At 73.2% G+C, this 11,922-nt stretch carries 9 protein-coding genes; 3 read left to right on the top strand and 6 right to left on the bottom strand.

From position 1 onward, the window contains the following. The first annotated feature begins 64 nt into the window (after positions 1-64). Both ABZS51_RS32635 and ABZS51_RS32630 read left to right on the top strand, forming a co-directional pair. Positions 65-469, top strand: a complete 405-nt coding sequence (locus tag ABZS51_RS32635; protein ID WP_355449151.1) for a hypothetical protein — start codon at positions 65-67, stop codon at positions 467-469. A 79-nt stretch (positions 470-548) separates the two neighbouring features. Further along, positions 549-2,429: a CocE/NonD family hydrolase gene (locus ABZS51_RS32630; RefSeq protein ID WP_355449148.1), complete on the top strand. Its 1,881-nt coding sequence runs from the start codon at positions 549-551 to the stop codon at positions 2,427-2,429. Between the two features lie 468 nt (positions 2,430-2,897). Here ABZS51_RS32630 and ABZS51_RS32625 read toward each other — a convergent pair whose 3' ends face one another. From ABZS51_RS32625 to ABZS51_RS32615, 3 genes are all read right to left on the bottom strand, one after another. Next, on the bottom strand, positions 2,898-5,135 hold the full coding sequence (locus tag ABZS51_RS32625; protein WP_355449145.1) for an Orn/Lys/Arg decarboxylase N-terminal domain-containing protein: 2,238 nt from the start codon (positions 5,133-5,135) through the stop codon (positions 2,898-2,900). A 213-nt stretch (positions 5,136-5,348) separates the two neighbouring features. Next, positions 5,349-5,711 (bottom strand): hypothetical protein, encoded by a 363-nt coding sequence (locus ABZS51_RS32620; RefSeq protein WP_310713132.1) that lies wholly within the window; start codon positions 5,709-5,711, stop codon positions 5,349-5,351. Positions 5,712-5,917: 206 nt separating this feature from the next. Beyond that, complete coding sequence (locus ABZS51_RS32615; RefSeq protein WP_355449141.1) at positions 5,918-6,274, bottom strand: metalloregulator ArsR/SmtB family transcription factor; 357 nt, start codon at positions 6,272-6,274, stop codon at positions 5,918-5,920. A gap of 173 nt (positions 6,275-6,447) precedes the next feature. Between ABZS51_RS32615 and ABZS51_RS32610 the strand changes: the two genes are divergently transcribed. Continuing rightward, the gene (locus ABZS51_RS32610) at positions 6,448-7,353 is read left to right on the top strand and encodes a zinc-binding dehydrogenase (RefSeq protein WP_355449138.1); all 906 of its coding nucleotides are present in this window, start codon (positions 6,448-6,450) and stop codon (positions 7,351-7,353) included. 45 nt (positions 7,354-7,398) lie between these two features. Here the strand turns inward: ABZS51_RS32610 and ABZS51_RS32605 are convergent, their stop codons facing one another. From ABZS51_RS32605 to ABZS51_RS32595, 3 genes are all read right to left on the bottom strand, one after another. Further along, positions 7,399-7,965 carry a GNAT family protein gene (locus ABZS51_RS32605; protein WP_355449135.1) on the bottom strand — a complete coding sequence of 189 codons (567 nt, stop codon included), beginning with the start codon at positions 7,963-7,965 and terminating at the stop codon, positions 7,399-7,401. A 70-nt stretch (positions 7,966-8,035) separates the two neighbouring features. Further along, the gene (locus ABZS51_RS32600) at positions 8,036-11,596 is read right to left on the bottom strand and encodes a hypothetical protein (RefSeq protein WP_355449132.1); all 3,561 of its coding nucleotides are present in this window, start codon (positions 11,594-11,596) and stop codon (positions 8,036-8,038) included. A gap of 101 nt (positions 11,597-11,697) precedes the next feature. After that, positions 11,698-11,922, bottom strand: a 225-nt coding sequence (locus tag ABZS51_RS32595; RefSeq protein ID WP_355449129.1) for a hypothetical protein, incomplete at its 5' end; no start/stop codon positions are given.

The following is an 11,922-nucleotide window of genomic DNA, read 5'->3' as shown; positions in this document are numbered from 1 at the left end:
GCCCACCGGGACCACCTTCACCATTCATCCGGACGTCAGAGACACACCCAAGGAGCACCCGACCATGTCCATCACCCTGACCGACCAGGACAAGTCCACCCTGCGCACCGCCGCGTACGGCGCCATCTCGCTGATGTCCGCCGCCGACGCCGCCGGCAGACCCCACAAGGTGGCCACCCACGGCTCCATCGCCTTGTCCTCGGCCACCGGCGCGATCGGGCACGTCCTCGCCGCCAAGACCAAGGACATCAACCTGGACGGCAAGTCCGTCGCCGAACTCGCCGACCACGTGCTGCCGGCCCTGACCGCGGCCATGACCCTGCTCAAGCAGCAGGCCCCGGCCGAGGCCGGCAACTTCCGCAACACCGTCCTCGTCGCCGTCGAAGCCGCCGCCCGCACCCAGGGCTCGCCCAGCCCCACCCTCGCCGACATGACCCGGAAGATCACCGAAGCCCTCGACGCCGCCTGACGGGCTTGTCGCGAGGTTCTCGTCAGCCGCGTGATGCGGCGCTTCAGCCATAGCCAGTCATCAACCTCATGGAGGGCACATGTCCAGTTTGAACCGGCGAGGGTTACTCGCCGCAGTCGTCGTCGCAGCTCCGCTCGTGGTCGCCGGTGTTCCCGCCGCGTCCGCGACGGCGAAGCCGGCGATCTCCGGCGGGCTCACGCAGCCCGTCTTCTCCTACGCCGACGCCATCCGTGAGCACGTCCGGGTGCAGTCGCCGGTCGACAGCGACGGCGACGGCAAGAAGGACCTGGTCCGGGTGGACATCATCCGGCCCAAGGAGAGCGATTCCGGGCTCAAGGTCCCGGTGATCATGCATGAGAGCCCGTACTACGACAACCCCGGCGTCGGCTACGAGCTGGATCACAAGACGTACGACGCGAACGGAAACGTGACGAAATTCCCGCTGGCCTACGACAACTACTTCGTCCCCCGCGGATATGCGTTCCTGGCCGTCGACATGATCGGCACCAGGCTGTCCGAGGGCTGCCCGAGCTCCTATGGCGCCTCCGACGTGCTGGGCGGCAAGGCGGTCGTAGACTGGCTGAACGGCCGGGCCAGGGCCTACGACGACCAGGGCAAACCGGTCAAGGCCAGCTGGACCACCGGACGTACCGGGATGATCGGCCACTCCTATGAGGGAGCGCTCGGCGCCGCCGTCGCCGGCACCGGCGTACGGGGGCTGGAGACGATCGTGAACATCTCCGGCTACACCAGCGGATATGAGAACTCGCGCATCAACGGCACCCTCAGCTGGTTCGCGGGCCAGGCGTCCTGGCAGGCCGAACGGGTCGCCGCCGATCCGGGCAGATGCGCGGCGGTGAGTGCGAAGCTGCTCCAAGACTCCGACGACGCCACCGGCAACTACAACGCCTACTGGGACGAGCGCAACTACCGGACCGGGACGATCTCCAAGGCGCGCAACGTCCGCGCCAGCGTGTTCTCGGTGATGGGCATGCACGACCGCAACGTGGTGGGCAGCCAGTTCTCCGAGTGGTGGGCCGCGCTGCCCCGCGACGTGCGGCGCAAGGCGTGGGTGACGCAGTACGGGCACGTCGACCCGTTCTGGGCCCGGCGCGAGGTGTGGATGGACACCCTGCACCAGTGGTTCGACCACGAACTCATGGGCGTCGCCAACGACATCATGCGGCAGCCGCGCGTCGACGTACAGCTCGGCCCGGACCGCTGGATCACCCAGGCCGACTGGCCGGCACCGACCCGGACGGCGACCCTGCGACCGCAGCGGGACGGCTCCCTGGGCACCAAGCCCTCGACCGGCACCGGCAGCTACCTCGACCTGGCCAAGAGCGAGGTCGCGATGGCCACCGACCCCGCCACCGCCAACCCGAACCGGCTCGCCTTCCTGACCCCGCCGCTGCAGAAGGCGACCCGGCTGTCCGGAACGCCGTCGGTGAGCCTGCGCCTGAAGCTGGACAAGCCGACCGCCAACCTGGGCGTCCTGCTCGTCGACTACGGCACCGACACCCGCATCACCCACGAACGCACCGCGACGGCCGCGGAAGGCCTGACGTTCATCGGCGGCGAAGACTGCATCGGCCAGGCGAGCGCCGATGACGACGGCTGCTACCGCAGGGCCGCCGACAACACGGCGACCTCCGACTTCCAGGTGGTCACCCGCGGCATCCTGGACGCGCAGAACCACAAGTCGCTGAGCCGCTCGACACCGCTGACGCCGGGCAAGTCGTACCAGATCACCTGGAAGATGCTGCCGCAGGACTACGAGTTCAAGGCCGGGCACCGGCTGGGTCTGGTGCTGACCGGCGCCAACGACGACTTCAACCTCGACGAGAGCGGCAACGGCTCCGGGACCGACGTCGAACCCGGCACCGGGGCCAACGTCACCATCGACCTGGCCGGCACCTCGATCTCGCTGCCGTTGGTCACCGGCACACCCAACATGTAACGGCAAGCTGTAGCCGATCATCAAGCGAGACCCCGCAGACGTCCGCGCGACCGACCGACCACCACAGCAGAAAGGACGGCAGAACACCCGTGAGCTCCACGTTGATCCGCTTGATCGAGCCCTCCGACGGCCCCGCACTCGCCGGCCTGCGGTGGCAGCCGTCGAGAACCCGCGGCATGCGGCAGACGACGCGCGCACATCCGGGACCGATCGTGGTTGGTGATGACCAGCCATGCACCTTTTCCGCCCCGGCTCCGGGACCGGATGTACGCGGTCAGCCGGTGCTCGCCATGCTGCTGGTCCCGGTCGAGCGGAGCACGCCGCGCCAGGCGGCGCGGGCGAGGGAACGCGAGTGGACGTCACGCTCCCCTGCACCGGCAGGGCACACGACTCCGCGCGACCGCGGCGCACGCGGGTCCGGGCCACGTGAATCCCTGCGCACGGCCACCGGGGCGCGTGGGCTCGGGGTCAGTCCTTGACGACCTCCACCCAGTAGCGGCCCTCGCCGTCGCGGTGGGCGCCGTGGATGTCGGTGGCCAGATCCGGGAAGGACCGGTCGAAGTCCTCCAGAGCCCGCAGGTACGTCATCAGCGGGCCGTCGGCCGGGCCGGTCGCCTCTCCGGGCATCAGCATGGGGATGCCGGGCGGGGTGACCACCACCGTGGCCGCGGCGACCCGATCGGGCAGGCCGGTCAGCGGGACGCGCTCGGTGCGGGCCCGGATCATCGCCTGGTAGCAGTCGCCCGGAGTCGTGACCGGATCGGGCAGGGTGGTGAAGACCTGGTCGAGAAGCTTCCCGACCCCGGAGTCACGCAGCCTCTCGTGGACCAGGGTGCAGAACTTCTGCAGCGAGATCGCGGGCGGCCCGAAGCCGGGCAGCACCTCCGCCAGCGGCAGGTCGTTGTCGTAGGCGTGCTTGAAGTCGGTGAGCGCGTCGATCAGCGTGCCCCACTTGCCCTTGGTGATCCCCATGGAGAACAGCACCAGCAAGGTGTGGTCGCCCGTCTTCTCCACCACGATGCCGCGCCGCTCCAGGTAGGCGGCCACGACGCGGGCCGGGATGCCCCACGCGAGCGTGCCCGTGGCGGCGTCGGCGCCCGGGCAGGTGATCGTGACCTTGACCGGGTCGAGCAGGCAGTAGCCCTCCGACATCCCGTCGAACCCGTGCCACGCGGCGCCCGCCTCCAGGGTCCAGCACCGGGGTTCGGCGCACAGCAGCCCCGGGTCGGCGTCGGCGAAGGAGACGGTCCGGCCGGTGCTCGGGTCGGTGACCGCCGGGGGCTGCCAGACGCCGAAGAACCAGTCGGGCCGCAGCTCGTCCTCGCGGATGCGGGCGGCCAGCCGTACCATCGCCTGCCGGAACCGGACCGCCTCGACGATCGCCTCCCCGGTGAGGAACGGCCCCGACGGGCCGTCCATCATCGCCGCCGCGACGTCCAGCGAGGCGATCATCGGGTACAGCGGTGACGTGGAGGCGTGCATGAGGTAGGTCTCGTTCAACGCGTCGTAGTCGACCGGCGCCCGCTCGGCGGGGCGGACGTGCAGCATCGCCGCCTGCGACAGCGCCGCCAGCAGCTTGTGCGTCGACTGGGTGGCGAACACGGTGGGGCGGTCCGGGCCCGGCAGGGTGCGCTCGTCGATCGCCATGCCGTACCGGCCGGCGTAGAGCGGGTTGAACCGGGCGTAGGCGAACCACGCCTCGTCGAAGTGCACCCGGGGCACGCTGGCGCCGAGCAGCTCGCCGACCCGCACCGCGTCGTAGCACACCCCGTCGTAGGTGGAGTTCGTGACCACCGCGTACGACGGCTCGGCGGCGGCGAGGGGGTGGGCGGCCAGCCGCTCGCGGATCGCGCCCGCCTCCAGGGCGGCGGGCGGGATCGGGCCCGCCAGGCCGAGCCCGTTGCGCTCGGGCACGAGATAGACCGGCCGGGCGCCGCTGATCGCCAGCGCGTGCTGGACCGACTTGTGGCAGTTGCGGTCCACCAGGACGGTGTCGTCGCGGGCGATCGCGTGGTGACCGACGATGCGGTTGGCCGTGGAGTTGCCGTTGACGACGAAGAAGGTGCGGTCGGCGCCGAAGATGCGGGCGGCGTTGCGCTCGGCCTCCCCGATGGGGCCGGTGTGGTCGAGCGGCGATCCCAGCTCGGTGACGGAGATGGACAGGTCGGTGCGCAGCAGCCGCTCGCCGTAGAAGTCGAAGAACGCCCGCCCGACCGGGGACTTGAGGAAGGCCACGCCTCCGGCGTGCGCCGGGGTGTGCCAGGAGTAGCGATGGTGGTCCTGGAGGCGGCGCAGGGCCCCGAAGAACGGCGGAAGGATCTTATCGGCGTACTGGTCGGCGGCGTGGGCGATGCGCCCGGCGATGAACTGCGGAGTGTCCTCCAGCGGGAAGACGTAGCCCTGGATGACCTCGTAGACCCACAACGGGAGCTCCTGCTCCTGGGTCATCAGGAAGACGGGCAGGCCGCGGAACCGGCGGCCCACCGCGCCCAGCAGCTCCTCGGCCCCCGGCCCGTCCCACGCCGCCAGCACCGCCGTCAGCGACGCGTCGGACCCGACCACCGCCAGGGCGTCGCCGGGCCGGTGGGTCCAGCGCACCTGGAGCCCGAGCTCGTCCATCGCCGCGCACACGCGGCGGATCTGCTCGGCGAGCGCCGAGTCGGCGTCGGGACGTTCGGTGACGGCGGCCAGAACCGTTCGCTCCATGCGGCGCTCCATGCTCGGGGGGAAAGGGGCGGTAAGGAGGATCCCCAGCCATGGTAACGCTCAGCTGTCGGATGGCAACTTCAGGTAACGACCACGCCGACCACCGTGACGCGACCTGGAGGACGGCCTGCCGGACGCGGTCACCCCCGGTCCGGGCGCCGGACATGGAGCCGGCCCCGGCCGTGGAGCGACCGGGGCCGGCGGAGGCCGAGGTCAGTCGGCGCAGATGGCGAAGACGCTGATGCCGACGTCGTTGTAGCCGTCCTGGCGGCCGATGCCGATCCAGCCGCGGCCGTCATCGGTGGGGAACGACCCGACCAGGATCGCCCGGTTGCCGCGCGCCTCGGCGCCGCCGCCGAGGACCTTCTTGGCGCCGGGACAGTAGAGCGTGCGGCGCTGGAAGTTGGGGACGTTGGCGTTGGGCAGGGTGACCAGCTGGTAGCCGGGAGGAAGCGCTGACGGACGGGCGGCCGCGGCGACCGGAGCGGGCGCCGCGCTGGCCGCGGCGGTCGTCGTGAGGCACGCCACCGCCGCGAGGACCGTGAGGGGGAGGGCCAGGAACCTCTTCGAATGCATCGTTCTCCTTCTGTCCTGTCCCCTGACGGGCACGACTCCGGGCAACACGGCACGCCGGCGAATGCGGTGCTGGCAGTGGTGAAGTGATCGCAGGAAACAAAGGGGGCTGACACGTTGAGTATCGTCTCAGTCACGCAGCGTGTCCATACATATCTGTGTTCGGACGTCGCCCGTCCGTGCCGCCGGCCTCGGGCCCGCGGGCCCGGTCAGCCTTCGGCGACCTCGGACGCGTGGGCGTCGGACGCGTAGGCGTTCACGATGGCGTCCAGGAGACCGGGGAAGCGGGCGTCGAGGTCCTCCAGACGCAGTGCGGTCCAGCGGCGGTTGCCGTCCTCGCGCTGGCGGATGAGGCCGGCCTCGCGGAGCACCCGGAAGTGGTGGGTGAGCGTGGACGGCGCCACGTCCACCGGGAAGGTGCCGCAGGCCCGCTCGGGCGCGGCGCGCAGGGTCCGTACGATCGTCATGCGGGTGGGGTCGGCCAGCGCGTGCAGGATGTCGAGCACGTCGAGCGCGTCGGCGTCCGGGTGGACCAGGGCTGGGCGGCGGCTGTTCGATCGGGGCATGTCGCATCTCTCTTTCGACAAACGTCGTACAACCATGATACGACTTTCGTTGTACGACGAACATCGAAAGAAAGTGGGCCGGGATGCGTGCCTTGGTGATGACCGCGCCGTCGGCGGGATCGGACCGCACGGAGGTTCAGGAGATCGGCGAACCACGGCCGGGCGAGGGAGAGGTGAGCATCGACGTCGCCTGGGCCGGGATCAACTTCATGGACGTGATGGCCCGCCGCGGCGATCCGGGTTACGCGCCGGCGTGGCCGTACGTGCCCGGCCTCGAGGTGGCCGGCACCGTCCGGGAGGCCGGCCCGGGCGTCGGCGGCCTGGTGGCGGGGCAGCGGGTGGTCGCGTTCACACCGGGAGGCGGCCTCGCCGAGGTGGCGATCGCGCCGGCGGCGCTGACCGTGCCGGTGCCGGCGGAGATCCCGCTGCCCACGGCGGCGGGCACGCCGATGGTGTTCACCTCCGCGCTGCTGCTCCTGACCGATGCCGCGCGGTTCACCCCCGGCGAGAGCGTGCTGGTGCACTCGGCGGGAGGGGGCGTGGGGGGCGCTCTGGCTCGGCTGGTCCCCGCGCTGGGCGGCGGCACGCTCATCGGCACCGTCGGCCGCCCGGACAAGGTCGATGCCACCCGGCGGAGCGGATACGACGTCGTCCTCCCCCGCGGCGCCGAGCTCGCCGAGGCCGTACGCGCCGCCGTCGGCGGGAACGGCGTGGACGTCGTCCTGGACCCGATGGGCACCAGCCTGCTCGACGTCGACCTGGCGATCACGTCGCCGGGCGGGCGGATCGTCATCTTCGGCAACGCGGGCGGCGGGGCGCCCGCTCCCCTGCCGGAGGCGGGACGGCTCATCGGCGGCAACGTCGCGATCGGCGGCTTCAGCATCACGAGCCTGAGCCGGTCGGCTCCCCAACGGGTGGCCGCGGGCCTGCGGCGCGTTCTGGACCTGGTCGGAGCCGGCCGGCTCGATGTCGCGCTCACGCGGGTCGGCTCGCTGGCCGGCGTGCCCGCCGTGCACCAGCTGCTCGCCGACGGCCGCGGCAACGGCAAGTACGTGGTCCGCGTGGCGGACGTGGACTAGGGCTCGCGTTCGGGAGCCGACCGGCTCAGGCCCGGGATGCGGACGTCACAGGGCCCCGCGACGCCCGCCCGTCCGCCACTCCGGCGCGAGCACCGACCAGACCTCGATGTCCTGCCGCTTCCCCCGGTACAGGAAGCTCTCCCGCAGGACCCCGTCCTTCGTCATCCCCAGCCGCCGGGCCACCGCGATGCTGGCCTCGTTGGCCGCCGAGACGTGCCACTCCACGCGGTGGACGCCCCGCTCCTCGACGGCCCAATCGATGATCACGCGTGCGGCCCGCGTCACCAGGCCCCTGCCCACGGCCGACGGCTCCAGCCAGCAGCCCACCTCGGCGGTGCCCTGCGCGACGTCCATCGTCCGGAAGAGGACTCCGCCGACCAGCTTCCCGTCCGTCCAGATGCCGTAGATCCGCCCGGCGTCGGCCGCGGCCTTGTCCGCGTACGTCTGGAGGAACCGGCGGGCCGACTCCAGGTCCGTGACGATGTCCCCCAGCGCCACGTGCTGCCCGACGAACTCCCGCCCCCGGTCCATGTGGGCCAGGAACTCCTCGGCTCGCCACGGCTCCAGCGGCCGCAGCTCCGCGCCGTCGTCACCCAGCGATGTCGCGAACATCGATCCCCCTCCACACTCCGAACCCGTACATATGCGGATGGATCTTCTCACGGCCGGGTCTCCCTCCGACTCAGCCGGGGAAGGTGTCCCAGGCGTCCTGACGGACCTCGAGGTGCGGAGAACTCCGCAGGTCGTGCAGGAGCTCCTCCCACGGCGCCGCCCACTCGGCACGCTCCCCGCAGACCCGCGTCAGCGCGAGCGCGAACAGGGCCCCGGCGAGATCACCGCGATCCATCAGCCGCCGAGCCACGACCGGGACGGCCGCGGTCGGCATCGGCCACCGCCTGCGGTACCTGCCGAACACCTCCGAGACGACCCTGACGGCCGTGCGAGCCGCCAGGACCGGCCGGTCGTGGAGCAGGTCGGCGAGCGCGCACAGCTCATCGCCGAACGACGGTGACTCCCCCTCCTCGTCCGCCGGGAGCAGCGCCACGGCGAGCCGCACCGCCTGGGTCAGCAGCAGCGGCCGGCCGGCGAGCAGGTCCACCGCGTCACGGGCGAGCCGGCGCCGCCACGGCTCGGCCACGACATTCAGGTCCTGCACCCTGGCCAGCTCCTCCACGAGGCCGGCCACGCGCGCCCGCGCCGGCGTCCGCAGGCTCTCACCGGGTACGGCGGCGGCCAGCCGGGAGAGCACGTCGAGCGCCTGGGACCGGATCGTCCCGGCCCGCAGCAGCGCCAGGAACACCTCCATGGCCTGCTCGCCCGACCCCGGGTCGGCCGCGGCCTCGATGATCTCCTCGAGGCCGCCCCGGTACCAGTGCGCCCACAGGGCGAACGCCTTCGACGCGCGGAAACGCACGCCCGGCAGGTCGGCGGCCAGGAGCAGCCGCCGTACCAGGTCCGCGTAGCGGGGACGGACGTCGGGGGCGTACTCCAACGGATGAGCCGCGAGGAGCTCGCGCAGCATCGGCTCACCGGCGTGCCGGCCGGCCGCGTCCCCCAGCGCGTCAAGAGCCCGGGCATCCTCGGGCATGCCACGCAGCACCGACGCCACCGCCACCCGTACGTCCCGGTGCAGCCCCGGGTCCGCCCACGCCCGCAGCAGAACGTCCGCCGCGCCCGGCGGCCGGTCGCGCCCTAGCCGGCGGATCGCCTGCTTGCGCAGGACGACCTTGCTGTCCGGGGCGGTCAGCGCCTTCTCCAGGAGCGGGCCGAGCAGCGACGGCGGGACCGCCCCGCAGCGGCGAGCCAGCGCCGCCACCGCGACCCGGGACGCCCGCCCGCCGGCGTGCTCCAGGAGCAGGCGCACCGCCCGGCCAGGCGCGTCGGCGTCCGCCATGGCCGCGATGGCGGCCTCGGCCAGCACCACCTCCTCCCGCCTCGCCCAGGCGGCCAGGAGGTCCAGCCCGCCGCTGATCCGGCCCGTCGCCCGGACGGCGGCCACCCGCAGGGCGATGGGCAGCCCCTCGTCGTGTACGGCCTCCGCGAGCACGGCGCGCACCCGGTCGAGCTGGCCGGGTGTCCACCGGCCGGCGTCCCCGGCACTCACCGGCGGCACCCACGCGGAGCCGGCGAACCGGCCGCCGCGGTCGCTCTCCAGCAGCGGCGGGAGCAGGTCGGTGCGGCGCCGGGCCACCGTGCGCCAGACGGCGGGCAGCACCACGGTGGACGGGTCCTCGCGGACGAGCTCGGCGACCCGCCGCTCCCGCTCACCACCCGTCGCGTACGGCGGGCGCCCGCCTCCCGGTGGCCGCTCCGGTCCCGGAGCACGGACCGGCTGGAGCGTCCGCCGACGATGGTGCGGGCGGGTCAGCCACAGCCCGGCGGCCTCGCGGGCGAGCGGCTCGGGGGCCAGACGTACGGCGGCGCGCAGGTCGTCCAGGAGCTCGGCCAGCGCCCACGAGCGACGGCCGAGCGCATGGGCGAGGGCCACGGCCAGGGCGAAGTCCCCCCGCTCGCGCGCCGCGCGAAGGTGCGGGCGCAGCAGCGCGAGCAGATCGTGCTCCTGACCCGCGCGCAGCACCCGGTCCAGAGGTTCCGGCACCGCGGGCGTGTCGGACGCGTAACGGCGGCGGCCCGCGGGGACGGTCCGGGACACCCGCCCGGGCAGACCGTCCGCGCCGTGCCGGGCCACCAGCCCTCCGTACACGCCGAGCGCCCATGCGGTCAGCGCCGGCGCCACGCCCGGATCATGGTGCCGCAGGGTCCGGCCGGCCAGCCCGTGCAGCGCCTCCGCGGTGGCCAGGGAGGAGTCCGGCGCCTCCAGCGCGTCGGTGGCGATGCGATCCAGCGTCCCGGCGCAGGAGTCGTCGAACAGCCCCGGCGGCACCTCACGCAGAGCGGTCAGCAGGTCCCGGCGGAGCGGGTCCTGTTCGTTGACGGTACGCGCCGCCAGGTCCGCCAGCAGCGCGTGGAGCTCCGCCCGGTCCCCGGCGCGGACGGCGCACCGCACCAGCAGCGTCCTTGCCAGTCCCCGCCGCCGCGGGTCCCCGCCCACCGCGGCCTCCCTCAGCGGTCCGGCCGCCTCCTCGTACGGCAGGAAGGAGGTGAGCCGCAGCGGGATGTTCGGATCGTCCAGCCGGGCGCGAGCGGAGTGCCACACCGACTCGTACCAGGCGAGCATGTGCCTGGCCTCGGCCGCCGCCGGCCCGGCGGGCAACCACCCGAGCACGTCCAGGGCCCACATGCCGGTGGATCCGCCCCGCTTCCCGGCGACCGCCTCGAAGATCACGACCCGGCGGGCGGGCGGCAGCCACCGCAGCACCGGGCCGAGCCCTCGATCCGCGTGGGCGAGGCGCATGATCTCCGCGTCCGGGACCGACCGCAGCCGGCGGAGCAGCGCCTTCGGCGGCGCCGACCCGCAGCTCGACCAGGCGTCGGCGACCACCCTCGTGGCACGTGCCACGTCCACTCCGAACAGCGCGTTCAGAGCCGTGACGGGGAGCCTGACGACGAACGGACGCAGGTCCCGCCGCTCCAGCAGGGCCAGCAGCCGCGCCGGCTCGCGCAGCGACGCGCGCGCCACGCCGGCCCCGCGGCGACGCCACCAGGTCCACGCGTCGGCACCCGAGGACAGCTCCTGCTCGGCCACCGCCATGACGGCGTCCGCGTGCCGTTCGGCCAGGGCCGTCCAGGACGTCACCGCGTGGGCGACCCGCGGCAGCCACTGCCCGGCGGTCGTCGCACCGCAGGCCGGCAGCAGCGCGGCGGCCTCGCGGTCACCCCACCGGGCATGCACGTGCGGCAGCAGGCTCTCGGCGAGGGTCTGCCGCCGGGCGTGCGCCAGCGTGCGGTACAGCGCCAGCCGCAGGTCGGCGGGCGCGTCCTGGAGCGCGGCGGCCACCGCCGCATCCGGTACGGGGAGCGTGCGCACCGCGCGCAGCGCCGCCCGTCGCAGCCCCATGTCGGGGCCGGCGAGGACATCCTGGACGAAACCGAGGTCACGGGCCGCCATGGCGACGTGCAGGGCCGTACGCCGGGCGTCCCTGTCTCCCGCGGACAGCTCGCCCAGGAGGACACGCACCCGCGAGGTGCCCGCCAGGCGGCGGGCGAGCAGCGCCAGCGCCCGCATGCGCCGCGGGTACGGCAGAGGTTCGAGAAACGCCGGCAACGCGGCGCCGGGAATGTCGGTGGGGATGTCGGTGAGGATGTCGTGGGCCGGCTCCTCGGCCGGCTCCGTGGGCCTCAACGGCCTGGGCGGAGAACGCCCTTTCCACTAGTCATGCCGACGATGGTGACGGATCATGCCGTTCTCCGCAACTCCCTGCGCCGGGCACGGCCGGCGCGGCGTCAGGCGCTCTCCCCCATGCTGCGCTCGTTCCAGTTCGCCAGCTCCACCAGCAGCCCGTCCGCGGCGCCGCCGAACATCTCGCCCAGGACGTGGGGCCTGTCGACGATGACGACACTGTCGAGCAGGGTGGCGCGCAACCTGGCGGCTCGCGGGTCGCCGGCGCCGTCGGGGTCGAACGCGGTCGCGGCGAGGAACAGGCCGCCGACGCCCGCGGACGCCGCGGC

This window comes from Nonomuraea sp. NPDC005501 (assembly GCF_040605905.1).
Taxonomy (GTDB): Bacteria; Actinomycetota; Actinomycetes; order Streptosporangiales; family Streptosporangiaceae; genus Nonomuraea.
This window is presented reverse-complemented; position numbering and strand designations above follow the sequence as displayed.

Excerpts from the sequence above, each read along its gene's own strand:
- ABZS51_RS32635 (WP_355449151.1), top strand. The coding sequence starts at position 65 with ATGTCCATCACCCTGACCGACCAGGACAAGTCCACCCTGCGCACCGCC.
- ABZS51_RS32630 (WP_355449148.1), top strand. The coding sequence starts at position 549 with ATGTCCAGTTTGAACCGGCGAGGGTTACTCGCCGCAGTCGTCGTCGCA.
- ABZS51_RS32615 (WP_355449141.1), bottom strand. The coding sequence starts at position 6,274 with ATGCCCCGATCGAACAGCCGCCGCCCAGCCCTGGTCCACCCGGACGCC.
- ABZS51_RS32620 (WP_310713132.1), bottom strand. The coding sequence starts at position 5,711 with ATGCATTCGAAGAGGTTCCTGGCCCTCCCCCTCACGGTCCTCGCGGCG.
- ABZS51_RS32605 (WP_355449135.1), bottom strand. The coding sequence starts at position 7,965 with ATGTTCGCGACATCGCTGGGTGACGACGGCGCGGAGCTGCGGCCGCTG.
- ABZS51_RS32625 (WP_355449145.1), bottom strand. The coding sequence starts at position 5,135 with ATGGAGCGAACGGTTCTGGCCGCCGTCACCGAACGTCCCGACGCCGAC.